At 33.5% G+C, this 20,877-nt stretch carries 16 protein-coding genes; 8 read left to right on the plus strand and 8 right to left on the minus strand.

The features are described 5' to 3' along the window. Positions 1-14: 14 nt before the first annotated feature. The 6 genes from H0I26_RS06390 to H0I26_RS06415 all read right to left on the minus strand — a co-directional run bounded on the left by H0I26_RS06390 (position 15) and on the right by H0I26_RS06415 (position 6,006). Complete coding sequence (locus H0I26_RS06390; protein WP_218701508.1) at positions 15-542, minus strand: energy transducer TonB; 528 nt, start codon at positions 540-542, stop codon at positions 15-17. A 62-nt stretch (positions 543-604) separates the two neighbouring features. Then, positions 605-1,429 carry a thymidylate synthase gene (locus H0I26_RS06395; protein ID WP_218701509.1) on the minus strand — a complete coding sequence of 275 codons (825 nt, stop codon included), beginning with the start codon at positions 1,427-1,429 and terminating at the stop codon, positions 605-607. 210 nt (positions 1,430-1,639) lie between these two features. Continuing rightward, complete coding sequence (locus H0I26_RS06400) at positions 1,640-3,463, minus strand: NupC/NupG family nucleoside CNT transporter (RefSeq protein ID WP_411268239.1); 1,824 nt, start codon at positions 3,461-3,463, stop codon at positions 1,640-1,642. A 10-nt stretch (positions 3,464-3,473) separates the two neighbouring features. Then, positions 3,474-4,082, minus strand: a complete 609-nt coding sequence (locus tag H0I26_RS06405) for a bifunctional nuclease family protein (protein ID WP_218701510.1) — start codon at positions 4,080-4,082, stop codon at positions 3,474-3,476. A 115-nt stretch (positions 4,083-4,197) separates the two neighbouring features. Then, complete coding sequence (locus H0I26_RS06410; RefSeq protein ID WP_101020932.1) at positions 4,198-5,160, minus strand: electron transfer flavoprotein subunit alpha/FixB family protein; 963 nt, start codon at positions 5,158-5,160, stop codon at positions 4,198-4,200. A 99-nt stretch (positions 5,161-5,259) separates the two neighbouring features. Further along, entirely contained in the window at positions 5,260-6,006 is a 747-nt protein-coding gene (locus H0I26_RS06415; protein WP_218701511.1) for an electron transfer flavoprotein subunit beta/FixA family protein, read from the minus strand. A 240-nt stretch (positions 6,007-6,246) separates the two neighbouring features. On the opposite strand from H0I26_RS06415, the gene H0I26_RS06420 reads away from it, so the two are divergent. From H0I26_RS06420 to H0I26_RS06445, 6 genes are all read left to right on the plus strand, one after another. Then, positions 6,247-7,224 carry a pyruvate dehydrogenase complex E1 component subunit beta gene (locus H0I26_RS06420; RefSeq protein ID WP_101017033.1) on the plus strand — a complete coding sequence of 326 codons (978 nt, stop codon included), beginning with the start codon at positions 6,247-6,249 and terminating at the stop codon, positions 7,222-7,224. 76 nt (positions 7,225-7,300) lie between these two features. Continuing rightward, positions 7,301-9,802 carry a DUF5686 and carboxypeptidase-like regulatory domain-containing protein gene (locus H0I26_RS06425; protein WP_218701512.1) on the plus strand — a complete coding sequence of 834 codons (2,502 nt, stop codon included), beginning with the start codon at positions 7,301-7,303 and terminating at the stop codon, positions 9,800-9,802. 80 nt (positions 9,803-9,882) lie between these two features. Beyond that, positions 9,883-10,977, plus strand: coding sequence for a methyltransferase (locus H0I26_RS06430; protein ID WP_218701513.1), 1,095 nt, complete (start codon positions 9,883-9,885; stop codon positions 10,975-10,977). 237 nt (positions 10,978-11,214) lie between these two features. Continuing rightward, entirely contained in the window at positions 11,215-11,742 is a 528-nt protein-coding gene (locus H0I26_RS06435; protein WP_101017037.1) for an inorganic diphosphatase, read from the plus strand. 246 nt (positions 11,743-11,988) lie between these two features. Then, positions 11,989-14,283 (plus strand): sodium-translocating pyrophosphatase, encoded by a 2,295-nt coding sequence (locus tag H0I26_RS06440; RefSeq protein WP_256935285.1) that lies wholly within the window; start codon positions 11,989-11,991, stop codon positions 14,281-14,283. Between the two features lie 201 nt (positions 14,284-14,484). Next, positions 14,485-15,489 carry an App1 family protein gene (locus H0I26_RS06445; RefSeq protein ID WP_101017039.1) on the plus strand — a complete coding sequence of 335 codons (1,005 nt, stop codon included), beginning with the start codon at positions 14,485-14,487 and terminating at the stop codon, positions 15,487-15,489. 100 nt (positions 15,490-15,589) lie between these two features. On the opposite strand, the gene H0I26_RS06450 is transcribed toward H0I26_RS06445, so the two are convergent. Beyond that, a complete protein-coding gene (locus tag H0I26_RS06450) occupies positions 15,590-16,204 on the minus strand; it encodes a deoxynucleoside kinase (protein WP_101017041.1) in 615 nt (204 codons plus the stop codon). Positions 16,205-16,206: 2 nt separating this feature from the next. Next, a complete protein-coding gene (locus H0I26_RS06455) occupies positions 16,207-16,986 on the minus strand; it encodes a hypothetical protein (RefSeq protein ID WP_218701514.1) in 780 nt (259 codons plus the stop codon). A 158-nt stretch (positions 16,987-17,144) separates the two neighbouring features. Here H0I26_RS06455 and H0I26_RS06460 point away from each other — a divergent pair, with 158 nt between their 5' ends. Both H0I26_RS06460 and H0I26_RS06465 read left to right on the plus strand, forming a co-directional pair. Further along, complete coding sequence (locus H0I26_RS06460) at positions 17,145-18,056, plus strand: GLPGLI family protein (protein ID WP_218701515.1); 912 nt, start codon at positions 17,145-17,147, stop codon at positions 18,054-18,056. A gap of 37 nt (positions 18,057-18,093) precedes the next feature. Further along, positions 18,094-20,829, plus strand: a complete 2,736-nt coding sequence (locus tag H0I26_RS06465; RefSeq protein ID WP_218701516.1) for a TonB-dependent receptor — start codon at positions 18,094-18,096, stop codon at positions 20,827-20,829. Positions 20,830-20,877: the final 48 nt, after the last annotated feature.

Consider the following 20,877-nt stretch of genomic DNA (forward strand, 5'->3'; position numbering starts at 1 on the left):
TGTGATTGGTGGTTTTATTTTTCTTTTTTAATGATTCGTTTTTTATTGGCTATAGTATCTGTAGGCGTCATTGTTCCAACCACATTAAAAACAATAGGAAAACTATAGTTGGTCCCTGTAGGTCTGCCCATGTGCATCGCTGGAGCATACATTTTTGGAATTAATTGTATAACGCGTATTGCTTCTTCTTCCAGTTTAGGATGAGGGGCTCTGGCTTTTACATCTACAATTTCTCCTTTTTTATTAACCTTAAACATCGTGTTTATTTTAATACGTCCTGATGGCAACCCTAAGGAGTCGCTAATGTTAACGTTAAATTTTTTAGAAACATGTTTAGCTATTAATTGTGAAAAACAATTTTTCTTTGCAGTGTTACCGTTCAGCTCTTGACAACCTTCATATATAGGAGGGGTTTCTACTACCGCAAATGGGATATCTACGTTTTCTTCAGTCCTTGGTAATTCATAATTTACTTCTTCAATTTCTTGAGCAAATACTATTGGTGTTAATAGCATAAAATATAATAGAATTATTTTGTTCATCTTTAATGCTTTGAGAGGGTTAATAGATTTTATGTTAAATGTAATAGTGCGTATTATATTATTTAAACAGCAACAGCCCCTTTAATATGTGGATGTGGATTGTAGTTTTTTAAAGTGAAATCTTCAAATTTAAAATCTAAAATATTTGTTATGTCAGGATTAATTGTCATGGTTGGTAATGGTCTCAGTTCTCTAGACAATTGTAATTCTAATTGTTCAAAATGATTACTGTAAATATGAGCATCTCCAAACGTATGAATAAAATCACCCGCTTCATAACCACAGACTTGGGCCATCATCATAGTGAATAAGGCATAAGAAGCAATATTAAAAGGAACTCCTAAAAAAGTGTCAGCACTACGTTGGTACAATTGACAAGATAGTTTGCCATCTGCTACGTAAAATTGAAAAAAGGCATGACAGGGTGGTAAAGCCGCTTTTCCATTCGCAACATTTTCTGAAAAAGTTTTGGAGTTATCTGGTAATACAGAAGGATTCCAAGCAGAAACCAACATACGTCTACTATCTGGGTTGTTTTTTAAAGTATGTATTACGTCTTTTATTTGATCAATCTCGTCACTATTCCAGTTTCTCCATTGGTGCCCGTAAACAGGTCCTAAATCGCCATTGTCATCCGCCCAAGAATTCCAAATTTTAACACCATTATCAGTTAAGTAGTTAATATTGGTATCCCCTTTTAAAAACCATAGCAATTCATGAATAATAGATTTTAGATGTAATTTTTTTGTGGTAACCATCGGAAAACCTTCGCTTAAATCAAAACGCATTTGGTAGCCAAAAACACTTTTAGTGCCTGTTCCTGTGCGATCTCCTTTTTCATTTCCGTGTTCTAATATGTGTTTGACTAAGTCGTGGTATTGTTTCATAGTGTGTAGTCCTGGATAGCAGGAGTCTATTATTTAAGGATTATTTACTATAATTTTGTGCTACAAATTATTTAGCAAAATTAATAAAAAACTACTTTAGTTCAAGATATATTAAACGGAGTCTTTTTGTATTGAAAATTTAAAAGCTCATATTATTTGATTAATATGAGCTTTTAGATATTTTTATTTTTAAAAGGTGTGTTAGTCGTATTATCCGATAATCATACCTGCAATAGTAGCCGAAATTAGAGAAGCAATTGTACCACCAAGTAAAGCTTTCATTCCAAATTTAGAAAGTGTTTTACGTTGTCCAGGTGCTAAAGATCCAATACCACCAATTTGAATACCTATAGAGGCAAAATTTGCAAAACCACAAAGCATATAAGTCGCCATGATTATTGATTTCTCATACATTAAATGCGTAGCATTTGCTGCATTTTTTAAATCTGCTAATTGAATGTATCCAATAAATTCACTAGCTGCTATTTTAATACCTAATAATTGTCCCATTAACGCCATATCTTCATGAGCAACACCAATTAACCACATTAAAGGAGCAAAGATATACCCAAGAATTAACTCTAAGGATAATGCGCTATATGCTGTGTTGGCAGCGATCCAAACGTTTAATGACGTTACATCTCCAACCCAACCTAAAATACCGTTAAACATGGCTATAAATGCAACAAATACTAATAGCATGGCACCAACATTTACGGCTAACTTTAGACCTTCAGTGGTTCCGTTGGCTATAGCATCTAAAATGTTAGATCCAATTTTATCTTGTGATACAGTAACATCGGTATTAACGTCTTCTGTTTGAGGGAATAATATTTTTGAAATAACAATGGCACCAGGAGCTGCCATAACTGATGCTGCTAATAAATGTTTAGCGTAAAATAATCTTAAAGCTTCATCATCACCTCCTAAAAAGCCAATGTAAGCGGCTAATACAGCACCGGCAACAGTGGCCATACCTCCAATCATGACTAAAAGCATTTCTGACTTATTCATTTTCTCTAAATAAGCTTTTATTAAAAGAGGCGCTTCTGTTTGTCCTAAAAAGATATTTCCTGCAACACTTAAACTTTCTGCTCCAGAAATTTTTAATGCTTTGGATAGTAACCAAGCCATTGCTTTAACCACTTTTTGTATAACGCCTAAATAGAATAATAGAGAGGTTAAAGCGGAGAAAAACAATATGGTTGGTAGTACTTGAAAGGCGAAAATAAATCCATAAGAGTTAATATCAATGACTCCTCCAAATAAAAATTCGCTACCAGCTCGTGTAAAGTCTAAGATATTAATGAATACTTTTCCAATACCTTCAAAAACACCTTTTACAAAGCTGATTTTTAAAACACAAACGGCTATTAATAATTGAAATGTTAACCCAATACCTACAACTCTCCAGTTAATACCTTTACGATTACTGCTAAATAAAAAGGCTACAGCTATTAAAGAAAACATTCCTAGCAAACCTTTCCAGATACTAGTAAATGTATATCCTGTACTTTTTATTATTTTATCTTGACTGGTCACTTGTTGTAAAAAATCAGGATGATTTTTAGAGACAAATGTTAAGACCTCGTTATCTCCTTTTTTTAATTTTAAAATGTTTTCAGAAACCTCTAAAATCGTATAATATACGTCAACTGTGGTAGGAACTTTTTGTTTAAAAACTAGAAGTTTGTTGTTTTGTAAATAATAGCCTTTATTAAAGCTATTATTAAGGATTGAAACGTAGGCGCCGCTATCAAAAAATTCGATAAATTCTTTACCTTTTGTGAAAGTAATATTCGATTGTACTTTATCTGGAAATTTATTTAAGTTTTCATAAATAACATGACTAGATAATTGCCAAGCTTGTAGTTTATGATCTTTTTTTTCTATTTGAAGTTTTTCTGTTGGGATAATTGATGCGCTGTTAAGAGTCAGCGAATCTAAAGCTATTATTTCTTCTCCTGATTCTTGAGCCGAAATAGAGTTCAAACCAAAAAAGACAGCAATAAGTGCTATAAAAAAATATTTCATTATAAAGGGATTAACGTTTAGAGATTTCGTCTCTGATCTTTGCTGCTTTTTCGTAATCTTCATTAGCAACAGCTTCGTCTAATAGGTTGTGTAATTCTTCTATAGTTTTGGCGCTATAGCTGTCGTCCGTTATTTCTAATTCAAACTCATCTTGTAGTAAGTCGTCAATTAAAATATTATCTGGATCGTGTTCTTGAGTCGGATCAACTTTAAGAAATATTCCTGCTTTGTCTAATATGTTTTTGTAAGTAAAAATTGGAGCTTTAAATCGTAAGGCTAAAGCGATAGCGTCACTAGTTCTGGCATCAATAATTTCTTCAATCTTATCGCGTTCGCAAATTAAAGAGGAGTAAAATACACCATCTACTAATTTATGAATGATGACTTGTTTGACTACAATATCAAAACGATCTGCAAAGTTTTTAAATAAATCGTGAGTGAGTGGTCTAGGTGGTCTAATTTCTTTTTCTAATGCGATGGCAATAGACTGCGCCTCAAATGCACCAATGACTATTGGTAGTTTGCGGTCGCCATCAACTTCGTTTAAAATTAGTGCATACGCACCATTTTGTGTTTGGCTGTAAGAAATACCTTTAATATTTAATCGGACTAAACTCATAGTGTATAAAAAACAAAGAACCGTTTAAATTAGGACTTTACCAAACTACGCTAAGTAGTTTTTTGTACATAATTTAAACAGTCCTTTGTTAATAAGAACTTAATTTTATAAAAACTTATGCGTTTGCTGCTTTAAACGCTTTTAATTTCTCTATTAATTGTGGAACAACTTCAAAAGCATCTCCAACAACTCCATAATCTGCTGCTTTAAAGAAAGGCGCTTCTGGATCTGTGTTAATGACTACTTTTACTTTAGAGGCATTAATACCTGCTAAATGTTGTATTGCTCCAGAGATTCCGATAGCGATATATAAGTTAGAAGCTACAGGTTTTCCTGTTTGTCCCACGTGTTCGCTATGAGGTCTCCATCCTAAATCTGATACTGGCTTAGAACATGCTGTTGCTGCTCCTAAGACATCTGCTAACTCTTCAATCATTCCCCAGTTTTCTGGTCCTTTCATTCCACGACCTGCAGATACTACTATTTCCGCGTCAGCGATTGTAACTTTGTCTGATGCTTTATCAACCGACTCTACAGTTACTCCTGTAGCAGGTAAGCTTGGTGCAAAATCTTCTGCTGTAGCACTTCCTGTTTTTTCTACTAACCCAAAAGAGTTGTTAGAGACCCCAACAAGTTTTACATCTGTATCAATAGTGGTTAAGTTGAATGCTTTGTTTGTAAACGCCGTACGTTTTACTGTAAAAGGAGAAGTAGAAGTAGGAGCTTCCATAACATTGGAGGCGTAACCAGCTTCTAAAGCAACTGATAAGATTGGAGCTAAATATTTGCTGTCTGCACTTTGACTAACGATTACAACTTTAGCGCCTTCATTTTTTACTGCTTGTGCAATTGCTGCAGCATAAGATTTGGCATTAAAATTATTTAAAGACGCATCAGATACTTTTAAGACTTTATCGACGCCGTATTGTCCTAATTCTGAAACATCGTTTGCGTTTACTGTTACAGCTGTTACAGTTGTTCCCATTTGGTCGGCAACTGCTTTTGCGTAAGAGGCAACTTCAAAAGCTGTTTTTTTGAAGGCTCCGTTTTCTGATTCTGTATATACTAAAACTGACATATTTTTTTGTTTTTTAACCTGAGCTAACGTCAGGTTCTTGTTAATGATTTTGTAAACTATAAAAGGTCCCAAAACAAGTTTCAGGGTTCAAGTTTACAACTAAATCACTTTAGCTTCGTTATGAAGTAATTGAACTAACTCGTCTAAATTATCTGGAGCAACCAAAGTTACTGCACCTTTAGGAGCTGGCTTTTCAAATTTTACTGAAGACGTTTCAACAGAAGCACCAACCGGCTCAACAATAGTTAAAGGTTTTTTACGTGCCATCATAATTCCTCTCATGTTTGGGATGCGTAAATCACTTTCTTCAACTAATCCTTTTTGACCTCCAATAACTAACGGTAATGACGTTGCAACAGTTTCTTTACCACCATCAATTTCTCTCATTGCTTTAGCAGCAGTACCATCTACTTCTAAACTAATACAGTTAGTTACAAAATTAGCGTCAACCATTTCTGCAATCATACCAGGTACCATTCCACCATTGTAATCGATAGATTCACGACCTGCAATAACCAAGTCATAACCACCGTCTTTGACTACGTTAGCAATTTCTTTAGCGACTTGGTAACCATCTTTAGCTTCAGTATTAACTCTAATGGCAGTATCTGCACCAATAGCTAAAGCTTTACGTAAAGTAGGTTCTGTTTCAGGACCTCCAACATTTATAACATCTACAGAAGCGCCTTGTTTTTCTTTAAACCACATAGCACGTGTTAAACCAAATTCGTCATTTGGATTAATTACAAATTGTACTCCAGTTGTGTCAAATTTTGAATCTCCATCGGTAAAATTAATTTTTGATGTCGTATCTGGTACATGACTAATACACACTAAAATTTTCATATTATTTTGTTTTTATGAGTTCTATAACGTTAGATTTTGATAACTATAACGTTATAGTTAATCTAACTTTTATTTAAATTTTGATAAAATTAAGGTTTTAAAACAGCGCTTAAATCTTACGGTTACGAAGATAATTATTTATTTTGAAAAAATACTATGCATGCATAGTAAATTTTAAATAATTCTTTAGTCTAAAGTTTTTGATTTATTGTTATTTTTGCTTTTCAAATTATTATTTAGATGAAGACAATTCAATTTAGAGAAGCTATATGTGAAGCCATGAGCGAAGAGATGCGCAGAGATGAAAGCATTTTTTTAATGGGTGAAGAAGTAGCAGAATATAATGGTGCGTATAAAGCATCAAAAGGGATGTTAGATGAGTTTGGAGCAAAGCGTGTTATTGATACGCCAATTGCAGAACTTGGATTTGCAGGTATAGCTATCGGATCGACTATGACTGGTAATAGACCAATTGTAGAATACATGACGTTTAACTTTTCGTTAGTTGGTATTGATCAAATTATAAATAACGCAGCTAAAATTAGACAAATGTCTGGAGGACAATTTAATTGTCCAATAGTTTTTAGAGGTCCTACAGGGTCTGCTGGACAATTAGGTGCAACGCACTCTCAAGCGTTTGAAAACTGGTTTGCAAACACGCCTGGTTTAAAAGTGGTTATACCTTCAAATGTGTATGATGCTAAAGGGCTATTGAAATCTGCTATACGTGATAACGATCCAGTAATCTTTATGGAGAGTGAGCAAATGTATGGTGATAAAGGAGAAGTGCCAGAAGGAGAATATACAATTCCATTAGGGGTTGCTGAAATTAAAAGAGAAGGTACAGATGTAACCATCGTATCTTTTGGTAAGATAATTAAGGAAGCTTATATCGCAGCTGATCAATTAGCTAAAGATGGTATTTCTTGTGAGATTATCGATTTACGTACAGTGCGTCCAATGGATAGAGAAGCCATTGTTAAGTCTGTAAAGAAAACAAATCGCTTAATTATTTTGGAAGAAGCGTGGCCGTTTGGTAACGTTGCGACTGAAATTACGTATTTAGTACAAAGCGAAGCATTTGATTATTTAGATGCTCCAATTATAAAAATAAACACAGCAGACACACCTGCGCCATATTCACCAGTATTATTAGCAGAATGGTTGCCAGATCATACCGATGTTATTACTGCTGTTAAAAAAGTAATGTATAAATAAAAAATAGTATTTTCTATTTATTAAAAGCTTCATTAGCACGATTGTTGATGGAGCTTTTTGTATTAAATGCCTAAATATGAACAGTAAACTTTTTTGTCTTTTTTTTGTCTTCGGAAGTCTTTTTGCAATAGCACAAACTAAGGTTAGTGGTGTTGTTTATGACGAATATAACCAGCCGATATCTTTTGCTAATGTCGTTTTTAAGAACTCTTCTGTTGGGGTAATAACCAATGAGGAAGGTCGTTTTTATCTGGAAGATGATAATACTTGGGACACACTTGTAGTGTCATTTGTTAGTTTTCAAACACAAGAGATTAAACTTGATAAAAAAGTAAACTACGATTTAAAATTTGTTTTAAAAGAAGAAATCGCGGCACTTGATGAAGTGCTTATTATTTCCGGAAAACAATCTAAAAAAAATAACCCAGCAATTGATATTCTGAGAAAAATATGGGCTAATAAACGTCTTAACGGTCTAAAAAAATATAAGCAGTATCAATATGATAAGTATGAAAAAGTAGAGTTTGATCTTAACACGGTAGACAGTTCTTTAATGCAAAGTAAGCTGTTTAGAGGTATGGAGTTTGTGTTTGAGCAAGTAGATACCTCCAATGTTACAGGTAAGACATACTTACCGATGTTTATTAATGAGTCTTCTAGCCAGGTATATGGTGATAATGAAATTAATGCTAAACGTGATGTCTTAAAAGGAAACAAAAACTCAGGGTTTAGTAATAATCAAATTATAATTGATTTTGTAGACGATTTGTACTCTGATTATGACGTGTATGATAACTATCTTAAATTTTTTGATAAAAGTTTTACAAGTCCAATTTCAAGAACAGGGATTCAGACTTATAATTATGTCTTAGCGGACAGTAGTTTTATCGATAATAAATGGTGCTATAATATTATTTATTACCCGAGACGTAAAAATGAATTAACCTTTAAAGGTGATTTTTGGGTGGCAGATTCAACCTTTGCTATAAAGGAAATTAACATGCAAGCCTCTAAAAGTGCAAACATAAATTGGGTAAAAGAGATTTATATCGAGCAAGAATTTGAAGTGCTTAACGATTCTGTATTCTTAATAAAACGTGATTACTTTATGAGTGATTTTGCTTTTAATAAAAAAGAAAAATCACAAGGGATTTATGGTAAACGTACCACGTTGTACGATAACTATAAGTTTAATGAGAAAAAAGACCCGAAATTTTATAAAGAAAAAGTCTATAGTTTTGATCAAGATCTCTATAATCAAGATGATAGTTTTTGGGATAAAAACCGCATGGAAACCTTAAGTAAGGACGAAAAAGGGGTATATGTCATGTTGGATTCTTTAAAAAACACACAAAAGTTCAAACGACTTTACAATTTAGGGAGCATATTAGCTTCTGGTTATGTCGAATTTCCTGAACTTAATTTAGATTACGGACCAATTTTTTCCACTTTTGGGTATAATGCGGTGGAAGGTGTTAGGATAAGAGCGGGAGGTCGTACTTATTTTGGTCAAAACGATTTATGGCGTATTGAAGGATTTACAGCGTACGGTTTTAAAGATGATAAATTTAAATATGGTTTATCAGGTAAATGGTTAATAGATAAGAAAAGCCGATTAATTATTTCTGGAGGAAACCGAAGAGATGTAGAGCAAATTGGAGCTAGTTTAACTACAAGTACGGATGTTTTAGGTCGAAGTTTAGCGAGTAGCTCTGTCGTGGGTACAGGAACAAATGATAAGTTGACAAATTTAAATTTAAGTACGTTGGCTATTGAAGCGGAACCCTTTAGAAACTTATTAACTCGTCTAAGTATAAGTTATAGAACATTAGAGTCTGCTTCTCCAACTTTTAGTTTAGATTATTTTACAGATGCGACCCAAACCGCTACTAAATCAGAAGTAAAGCAATACGAAACAGCGTTTTCTATGTCCTACTTCCCAAAGCGAGAAATGACAGGATATGGTGTTGAGCGTCGTACTAAAAATGATGACTTTGCAAGGTTATTTGCACAAATATCTGTTGGAGATAATAGTATTTTAAATAGTGATTTTGATTATACTAGATTGCAATTCTCATACACGCAACCATGGGCTTTAGGTGGATTTGGTAGATTGTTTACAACTATTGAAGCAGGAAAAACTTTTGGAGAAGTGCCTTTAGGGTTGCTTAGTATTGTGCCAGGTAACCAAAGTTATTTTTCAATTTATAACACGTTTTCAAACTTAGATTTTTACGAGTTTGTGACCGATGAATATGCTACTTTACATATAGAGCATAACTTTAATGGACGCTTGTTTTCTCGTATACCATTTCTTAAAAAGTATAATTTAAGAGCAATAGTGGGAGCAAGAGGTGTTATTGGAGATATCTCTCAAGATAATAGAAACATTAATGCTTCTGGTTTGGTCTATAGAGCACCAAAAAAGGAAGCGTATTACGAGTATAGTGTTGGTGTTGGTAATATCTTTAAAGTGTTTAGGATAGACTTAAACTTTAGAGGGAATTACTTGGACCCAATCGCTAACCCTGATGCTAGAAAATTTGGCGTAACGGGTAGTTTTGGTTTTTACTTTTAGAAACTAAATAATAACTTAACGATTTCAATCTTATGCTTTGTGCACGTAAATAGTGTGAGGCATTTCAATTTTAAATATATATGGCTGTATCAAAAGCAGAAGTAAATGATGTAACAGCGTTAGATCTAAATAAGCCTGAAATTATTGTTTCGGATAAACAATTAATGTTGTTTAGTAAAGGCACGGATATTAAATTAACGATAAAGACATTAGAAGCGGGGCATCCTGTGTTAATAACTGCTTTTTACAGTAATGGATTAACGTTATTAAAAGAGTTAAAAGTATACTTACATAAAAAGTTACCTAATAAGTCTTTTAAAGAACAACGAGAATATAGGGCACAATATAACAAGTTATCAAGTCTTATTTTAATTGAAGTTATTGATCATAAGTTAGCAGTAAAAAAAGGGCCAGCAATTGGTTGGTTAGAAAAATTATATCCCGAAACCAGTAATTTTTTATTACCTTTTGTTAAAGTTCAAGGACTTAATAGCGCGTGGCAATGGTATGAAAATGGTATTACTATTCCAGTGTTGCGTAATAAGATACATCCCTATTATGGGACTTATTTCCCAACGCGTTTTGACCACTTAATACTTTTTGATAATTGGTTAAAACGTTACGAAGGGCCTAAAAAGTCAGCTATCGATGTTGGTATTGGAAGTGGTGTGTTATCGTTTCAAATGGTAAAGCATGGTTTTCAAACAGTATATGGTACGGATACTAATCCTAATGCTATTTTTGGTTTAACCGAATCTATGAAGGATACAAAACTATCAAGAAAAATAACCTTGGAGTACGCTAGTCTTTTTGGTAAGTCGAAAAAACAGACCGAATTGATTGTATTTAATCCACCATGGTTGCCAACGTCTAGTCGATTAAATAGATTAGACGAAGCTATTTACTATAATGAAACGTTGTTCCCTGATTTTTTTGAAGGTGCAAAACAACAGTTATTGCCAGATGGTAAATTAGTCTTACTGTTTTCAAACTTGGCAGAGATTACGGAGGTGTCTAAAACGCATCCGATAGAAAAAGAACTTGCCGAAGGCGGACGCTTTGTTTTGGAAAAGTGTTTAAAAAGAAAGGTTAAATTATCTTCGGATAAAACAAAAAGAGATCAACATTGGCGTGCTCTGGAAGAAGTAGAACTTTGGATATTGACACATAAATAGTCATATCGTTTAGTGCGATTAATAGTGCTGTAATTGGGATTATGTTTATTAGAGTTAAACAGACAATTTAACAATGTAAATGGATTTTTTTTAATAAAGTGTGTCTGATACTGTTGTACTTATTAAAAATCAGCGCGTTTCTCTTGCCAATACCTAAATAATCTCGTACTTTCGCATCCCAAAAAAGTAAAAAATAATATTTAAATTCCGCTTGACGGAAACTAAAAATAAATAATTATGAGTCCAGGAGGAAAATTAACATTTGATGTATTAATAGAGATACCAAAAGGAAGCAGAAATAAATACGAATACGATTTTGAATTAAATAAAATCCGTTTTGACCGTATGTTATTTTCTTCAATGATGTATCCAGGAGATTACGGTTTTATTCCAGAAACATTAGCATTAGATGGAGATCCATTAGATGTCTTAGTAATGGGAGCTGAACCAACTTTTCCAGGTTGTGTAATGGAAGTTAAGCCAATAGGTGTATTCCACATGGCTGACGAAAAAGGACCAGACGAAAAAATCATCTGTGTACCAACTACAGATCCAATTTGGAACAGTTATAACGATATTGACGATTTAAATCCTCACAGAGTTAAAGAAATCACTCACTTTTTTCAAGTTTATAAGGACTTAGAAATGAAAAAAGTAGATATCGGAGCTTGGGGAGATGCTAAAGAAGCTTATGAGATTTTAAATAAATGTGTTGAACGTTATGAGAATAGCGAACATAAGAAAAACGGTAATTTTACTATCTAAGAAGTAAATTCACCTAAAATATTAAAACCCTTTTACTAAATAGTAAAAGGTTTTTTTATGTTATATAAGTAATGGTATTTAAGATGTATTAGTTTCTACTAGTACTTGAGTTTATTTTTAGTTTCAAATAGTTTTTTAATTATTGATAATATAGATATTATGTTAAAATATTTAGATATTAATAATATTAGTTTTAATTGATTGTGTTACTTTAGTAGTAGTTAACCACTTAATAAACAAACTGATATGGAAGCAATGATGATTTACATGCCTATTGTTATGGCAATTTTAGGCTTAATTTACATGGTGATTAAAAAATCTTGGGTCATGAAACAAGATGCTGGAGATGGCAAGATGAAAGAGATTTCGGATCATATTTATAAAGGGGCTTTAGCTTTTTTAAATGCTGAGTATAGATTGCTTTCAATTTTTGTAGTCATAGTCAGTGTCTTACTTGCTATGGTTGCCTATTTTGTACCCACTACTAGTTACTTAATAGTCATTGCGTTTATATGTGGTGCTATTTTTTCTGCTTTCGCAGGAAATATTGGAATGAAAATAGCTACCAAGACTAATGTTAGAACAACGCAAGCAGCAAGAACAAGTTTACCAAATGCTTTAAAAATCTCTTTTGGTGGTGGTACAGTAATGGGACTTGGTGTTGCTGGTTTGGCAGTCTTAGGATTAACGGTCTTTTTTATTGTGTTTTTTAATGTGTTTATGGGTGGTGTTTGGACTACGACTATGGACATGACTATTGTATTAGAAACGTTAGCGGGTTTTTCTTTAGGGGCAGAGTCTATTGCATTATTTGCTAGAGTGGGTGGCGGTATTTATACTAAAGCAGCGGATGTTGGAGCGGATTTAGTAGGTAAAATAGAAGCAGGTATACCAGAAGATGATCCACGTAACCCTGCAACTATTGCAGATAATGTAGGCGATAATGTTGGTGATGTTGCAGGAATGGGGGCTGATTTATTTGGGTCTTACGTAGCTACAGTTTTAGCAGCAATGGTTTTAGGTAATTATGTTATTAAAGATATGGGCGGTGCAATACAAGATGCTTTTGGAGGTATTGGTCCTATTTTATTGCCTATGTCAATTGCTGGTGTGGGGATTATAATATCTATTATTGGTACGGTGTTAGTTAAAATTAAAAGTAATGAGGCCAAAGAAGCACAGGTAATGGGAGCATTAAATCGCGGTAATTGGGTGTCCATTGCATTAGTGGCTGGTGCGTGTTATGGTTTAGTGACTTGGATGTTACCCGAAACGATGCAAATGAATTTTTTCGGTGAAGGTCTTCAAGAGATTTCTAGTATGCGTGTGTTTTATGCTACTTTGGTTGGATTGTTTGTGGGGGCTGTAATTTCGTCTGTAACCGAATATTATACTGGGTTAGGTAAACCACCTATTTTAAAAATAGTACAACAGTCTAGTACAGGAGCGGGAACAAATATTATTGCGGGTTTAGCAACAGGAATGATGTCTACATTCCCTTCGGTATTGTTATTTGCTGCAGCTATTTGGGCGTCTTATGCTTTTGCAGGCTTTTATGGTGTGTCATTGGCTGCCTCTGCAATGATGGCTACGACCGCTATGCAATTAGCAATTGATGCTTTTGGTCCGATATCGGATAATGCAGGGGGAATTGCAGAAATGAGCGAACAGGAACCAATTGTAAGAGAACGTACGGATATATTAGACTCGGTTGGTAACACAACAGCAGCAACAGGAAAAGGGTTTGCTATTGCTTCCGCCGCTTTAACCTCATTGGCTTTATTTGCTGCCTATGTGACTTTTACTGGGATTGATGGTATTAATATTTTTAAAGCGCCTGTTTTAGCAATGCTATTTGTGGGAGGGATGGTTCCCGTTGTCTTTTCGGCATTGGCAATGAATGCTGTCGGAAAAGCGGCTATGGAAATGGTTGAGGAAGTGCGTCGTCAGTTTAGAGAAATTCCAGGAATTATGGAGGGAACTGGTAAACCTGAATATGATAAATGTGTGGCAATCTCTACTAAAGCATCTTTAAAAGAAATGATGTTACCGGGGTTGTTGACTATAGGTTTTCCGTTAGTTATTGCTTTTCTTCCTATGCTTTTTGGAATGAAACATTTAGCGATTGCAGAAATGTTAGGAGGATATATGGCAGGGGTTACGGTGTCAGGCGTGCTTTGGGCTATCTTTCAGAATAATGCCGGTGGTGCCTGGGATAATGCTAAGAAATCTTTTGAAGCAGGCGTTATGATTAATGGAGACATGACATACAAAGGTTCTGATGCGCACAAAGCAGCCGTAACAGGAGATACTGTTGGTGATCCATTTAAAGATACGTCTGGACCATCCATGAATATCCTTATAAAACTAACCTGTTTAATAGGGTTAGTGATTGCTCCAATTTTAGGAGGTCATACAGAAGTAAGTGTAACGCATACTAAAAAAGTTATTGTTGGAGCTATAGTGTGTAACGAAGTCACTAGAAGTGAAGAAGGTTCAACTTATGTTGTGGGTGTTGATAAAGCCATAGTTGTTGAATAATTGTCTTTTAAAAGCCCTGATATTATTACCAATAATAACTCAGATAGATTTTAACGGATTAACGGTTTTAGTAGGTTTAGATAGAAAATAATTTAAGAAGTAAGTCATCAAAATGTTAAAAAAGGTATGGCTTTATTGAAATTATAAATTTAAAACCTATTAATATTATTAGTAGGTTTTTTTTTATACTATATTTGAGTAATGAGTTGGTTTAAGAAAGATCCATTACAAATTATTTCGTTTTTAAGTTACGGTACGTCCAGTCACTTTTACCATCGTGGTCGCGCTTTGGAGGATGAAACTATTGATTTAGATCAAAAAAGCTTATTTAATCTTATCCTAAATACTTGGAAACGTTTTGAAACTGATGAAATCAAACATACCAAGCTAAAAATTACATTGCCAAATAATAAAGTCTTTTATACTGAAACCGATAAAGATGGGTATTACAAGATAGATGACACTATTTCTGAGCTTGATGATTTAATAAATTCGGAAGGTTGGTTAAATTTTGAAGTGTCTTATAATGAAGCCACCTTAAAACGTTCGATTCAGAATCAGAATAGATTCCCTGCCGAGTTGTTAATTCCAAATAAGAATTCAGATTTTGGAGTGATAAGTGACATTGACGATACTATTTTACATACGGGCGTCGTGTCCATTTTAAAATGGCGCGTATTGTATAATACGTTTTTAAAGCATGCACAAAATAGAATTCCGTTGGAAGGTGCTGCGGAGTTTTATCATATGCTACATAAAGGGCCGGCAGGAGATAAAGCCAATCCTATTTTTTATGTTAGTCATAGTCCTTGGAATTTATATCGTTACCTAGAGTTTTTTCTAAGAACTAATAATTTTCCGAAAGGGCCTATTTTATTGCGGGGATTTAAAACCATTTTCAGAAAAAAAACAGCGTCGTGTAAGCCCGATAAACAATTGGAAATCGAAAATATTTTGAAAACATATCCTAATTTGCCTATCATTTTAATTGGTGATAGTGGGGAAAATGATCCAGATATTTATTTAGAGCTTGTTAATGCTTATCCTAATAGGATTAAGGCGGTATACTTAAGAAGTGTTAATGATAAGAAGAAAACTAAACGGGTTAAAAAACTACTTAGTGATTATAATACGATACCTGTGTTATTAGTAAACTCTAGTAAAGAGGCTATTGTCCACGCCAAAAATCATGGTTTAATTAAATAGCCCGCGTTAGTGATGGTAATGGCATCCTTTTTTTGCTGCCATATAGGGCAAAAAAAGATATAATGTACAGCGCGACCCTTGTGGTAACGCCAAAAAAAGTCTAAAATAATCCGTTGATCTCTGCGTCTATTTTGTTGATTATAATACCTAGGTCTTCTGGGTTTGCAACAAAATCCATATTATCTACATCAATGACCAATAAGTTGCCTTTTGTGTAACCATGTATCCAAGCTTCGTAACGCTCGTTAAGTCTACTTAAATAATCGATGCTTATAGAATTTTCGTAATCACGTCCACGTTTATGTATTTGAGACACCAAATTCGGGATAGAACTGCGTAGGTATATTAATAAGTCTGGCCCCGCAACAAAGCCTTCCATTAGATCAAAAAGGGATTTGTAGTTTTCGAAATCACGATTAGTCATCAAGCCCATAGCATGTAAATTTGGTGCAAAAATATGTGCATCCTCATAAATAGTTCTGTCTTGAATGATATCTTTTCCGCTTTCGCGAATTTGAGATACTTGTCTAAAACGACTGTTTAAAAAGTAAACCTGTAGGTTAAAACTCCAACGTTCCATTTGATTATAAAAATCGTCTAGGTATGGATTGTCTACAACGTCTTCTAATTGAGCTTCCCAGTTAAAATGTTTAGCTAATAATTTAGTAAGCGTCGTTTTTCCTGCGCCTATGTTTCCTGCTATGGCAACGTGCATAGTTAGTCTGTTTTAAGTTTGTATTGAAATAGTGATTTACGATTGTAAATATAAAGGATTTGGTTGGTTACAAAAAACTGACTTATTAACATATTTTGTAATGTTATAGGCGTCAGTGCTTTGGTTTTGTGATTGTAAAAAATTAACGCTTTGTCTTTCTGAATAATTAAATCTTCGTTAGACGCCTTTATTTTTGAATACCCATCATTTTTGATTTTGTACACTAAACTCCCAAAATAGTTGTAACAGTACAAGTTGTTTTCTGTAAGTAACCAACAATAGTTATAGTTACTAGTAAGGTCTAATAGTTTAGAGGCTACCGGTATTGTTTTGTATCGCGAGGTTTGTGTTTTATAGTCGTAAAGTTCTAAGTATTGAAAATCCTGATTGAATAACCAAATAGTATTGTCAAATCCTGTTGTGACATGAGAGATGTTTTTGTAAGGTTGGATAGTGTTAAAGTCAAGTTTGGAGACTTCAGCTAATCTATTGTCTAATATGATTACCGTATTTAAATCTGCATAAAACACATTGATTTTTAAAGGATTAAAGGTGTGTACGGATGCGATTTTTCCTAATTGGATATTACTATAGTTTGAGGATTGTCTGTCGGACGTTTTTATCAAAACGTTGTCTTTGATAAGATATACGTTTTCAAAATTATTTTTGGATATAAATATATCAGCGTCTATACTGTCTTTTTGTACCAAAGTCGTTGTAACACTGTCTTGGGCTAATAACGAAAAAGATAAAAAATATAATAAAATTAGTAGTGGTTTCATGGGGTAACAATGTACAAAAACTAAACCAAAGGTTTAAAAAAATCCATATTTAGTGACGATCGATTTTTATAGAAAAGTATTATTCGATTTACATTAAACTATTTACTCATTTTGTTGTCTTAGTTAAGTATAACGCATTAATTATAAAATTTATCAGAATGACACTTAAAACGACTATTAATAATCTAACTATTCTATTAGTTATGATTGTATCATCTACAACTTTTGCGCAAAGTAGTTTTCAGGGCCAGGCGACTTATATGTCTAAAACAACTATGGATATGGATAATTTTGGAGGTCGAGAGCTTAGTCCAGAACGTAAAAAAGAGATTATGGCGCGTATGAAAAGTAGGCTTGAAAAAACATTTGTTTTAGATTTTAATAAAACAGAGTCGTTATATAAGGAAGACGAAGCTTTAGAAGCCCCAAGCGGGGGACGAGGAGGTTTTAGATTTGGAGGTATTGCCTCAGGAATAATCTATAAGGATGTAAAATCAAGCAAGTTGATTCAGGATCAAGAATTTTTTGGAAAGCAATTTTTGATTAAAGATAGTTTGGTCAAGTTAGAATGGAAAATGAGTGGTGAGTCTAAACAGATTGGGAAGTATACTTGCTTTAAAGCTACTGCTACTAAAAAAGCTGATCCTACCGATTTTACCAATTTTAGAAGAGGAGGAGGTAATGATAGAAAAGAGGATAAAAAGGAAACCGCAGAAGTTAAAAAAGATAGTACACATTCTGATAAATCAAAAGACCCTTTTGATGAGATAGAAATGCCTAAAGAAGTTGAAGTTACTGCGTGGTACACTATGGATATCCCTGTTAATAATGGTCCTGGAGACTATTGGGGGCTTCCAGGTTTGATTTTAGAAGTAAATTCTGGTCAAACAACTATTTTATGTACTAAAATAGTAATGAATCCTTCAGAAAAAAATGAAATAAAACAACCGACTAAAGGTAAGGAGGTTACTATGGAAGAATATCAGGATATTGTTAAGAAAAAAATGGAAGAGATGCGCGAAATGTTTAGATCACGAGGTGGTCGAGGTGGTGGACGTGGACGTAATTAATTTGGGATACAAAACAACCAACCGATAAAATAAACAGATGAAACATATATTTACAGGACTACTTTTATTAGTAATTAGTACCTCTTTTGCACAAGTCAAATTTGAAGGTGTTGTCAAAGATAGTACGGGTGTTGCTTTAGAGTTAGCCAACGTGGTGGCTATAAACCAAACAACTAAAACTTTAGAGGCGTATGCTATAACTAACGATAAAGGACGTTATAAGCTTAATTTAGAAGTTAATCAAACGTACAATATACAGGTTAGTTATATTGGGATGAAACAGATTTCCAACATCGTTAGTACTAAGGAGAGTGACATAAATAAAGACTATACGATGTCTATAGATAATAGTTTAGACGAAGTAGAGATTACTTATGAAATGCCGGTGACCATAAGTGGTGATACGATTACTTATAACGCGGATTCTTTTAAAAATGGAACAGAACGAAAACTTGGTGATGTTTTAGAAAAAATGCCTGGTGTTGAGATTAATGATGATGGAGAGGTTGAGATTGAGGGGAAGAAAGTTGGTAAGGTTATGATTGATGGTAAAGAGTTTTTTGATGGAGATACTAAATTAGCCACCAAAAATATACCTGCAAATGCTATTGATAAAGTTCAGGTTTTAAAAAATTATTCTGAAGTGGGGCAATTAAGTGGTGTGACTAATAATCAAGATAATATTGCTATTAATATTAAATTAAAGGAGGGGAAGAAAAACTTCTGGTTTGGTACCGTTACGGGTGGATCAGGAAACTCTAAAGATAGTGAGTTATATTTATTGCAACCAAAATTGTTTTATTACAGTCCTAACAAGAGTATTAATTTTATTGGGGATTTAAATAATATTGGTGAGTTAGCTTTGTCGCGCAGAGATATTTTTAATTTCTCAGGAGGTTTCCAACAACCGAGTCAGCAGAGTGGGACTAATATTAGTTTAGGTAGTAATGATTTAGGTTTTAGGCAACTTCAAAATAACCAAGCAAAAAGTATTAATACTAAGTTTGGAGCCGCTAACTTTAGTTATTCTCCAAAAAGTACTTTGGATGTTAGTGGTTTTGCCATTTTTGCAAGTAGTAGAATAGCGTTACAAGAAAATAGCAACGTATTTTATACAGATCAAACTTTGGGTATACCTGATGAAAATACATCTAGTAACACCCAGCAAAAAAGTGATCTTGGATTAGTTAAGTTTAGTGCAAAGTATAAACCAGATGGTAATAACCAATTGGATTATGATATTCTGGGGCGCGTGTCTAAAGATGAACAGTTAAATGGAACATTCTCTAATGTCGTAGGGCCTATTGATCAAAACGAAGAAACTAATCCTTATAAGATAAATCAAAACCTGAATTATTATTATACAATGGACGAGGATAATATTTTTGCTTTATCTGTGCAACATCTATTGCAAGATGAAGATCCATTTTATAATGCGGTGCTACAAAATGATCCATTAAATAATACAGATGTTGTTAATGATCCTTTTGATGACACAGCTCAAGATCTAGGATTAGATGGAACGCAGGTTACTTATGATGTCAATCAACAAAAACGTGTTAAAACCAATCAGTTAGATGCTAAGGTCGATTATTGGAATATTTTAAATAAAAAGAGCGATATCAATTTTACTGTTGGGACGATTTATAGTAATCAACAATTTGATTCTAATATTTTTCAAACGTTAGATGACGGAAGTGATTTAGAGACTAGTACAACAATATCAGGCTTGTCGGATGTTAATGATATAAAATATACTTTTAATGATATCTATGTGGGCGCGCATTATCGTTTTAAAACAGGTAAGTTTACAATTAGTCCAGGGGTTTCTGCACATGCTTATAGTGCTATTAATGATCAGTTTAATACTAAAACGACAGATAATTTTTTTAGAGTATTGCCAGATTTAAACGTCCGTGTACAATTAAAAGGTACGGAAACCTTAGATTTATCTTATAAGATGCAAACACAATTTACAGACGTTAATCAGTTTGCACAAGGTTTAGTTTTAAATAATTATAATTCTACGTTTCAAGGTAATCCTAATTTGGAAAGCGCGTTGTCACATAATATTAATTTGCGCTATTTTAGTTTTAATATGTTTAATTATACGAACGTTTTTGCGTTTATTAATTACTCTAAAAACATAGATAATATTAGAAATGTATCGGAGTTTCAGCCGGGCTCTGTTATAAGAACAAGTACACCTTATAACTCGGGATTAGATGATGAAAGTTTAAATGTTAGTGGTCGTTTTCAAAGACGTTTTGGTAAATTACAAGCTAGTTTAAGAGGGACTTTTGGTTATACTAAATACAATCAGTTTATTAATAGCCAAGTTTCGGTTAACGAAAACTATACCCAAAGTTATACTGCGGAGTTTAGATCTAATTTTAGAGATGCTCCTAATTTTCAATTACGATATACTTACGGTTTAAGTGATAATGACCAAGGTACTAGACGAACCAAAATATATACTAATGCACCATCAGCAGAGTTTGATGCGTTAATATTTAAAACCTTTACTTTTAAAACAGATTATACTTATAGTCGTCAAACGTTGGATGGGAATAGTAATAGTTTCGGATTATGGAATGCTAATTTAGCGTACAGAAAAAGTAGCGATAGTAAGTGGGAGTACGAGTTAAAGACGACCAATTTATTAGATACAGCTTCAAGAGTACAGAATAATAATGATGCGTTTTCTGTAAGTACTAGTGAGTATTATATACAGCCTAGATTTGTAACAGTTAGATTTATTTATAATCTTTAAGAGGAAATACAATAAAATTTTAAATCCCTTTTAACGTTAAGTTGAAAG

It is taken from the genome of Olleya sp. HaHaR_3_96 (genome assembly GCF_019278545.1).
In the GTDB taxonomy this organism is placed as follows: Bacteria; Bacteroidota; Bacteroidia; order Flavobacteriales; family Flavobacteriaceae; genus Olleya.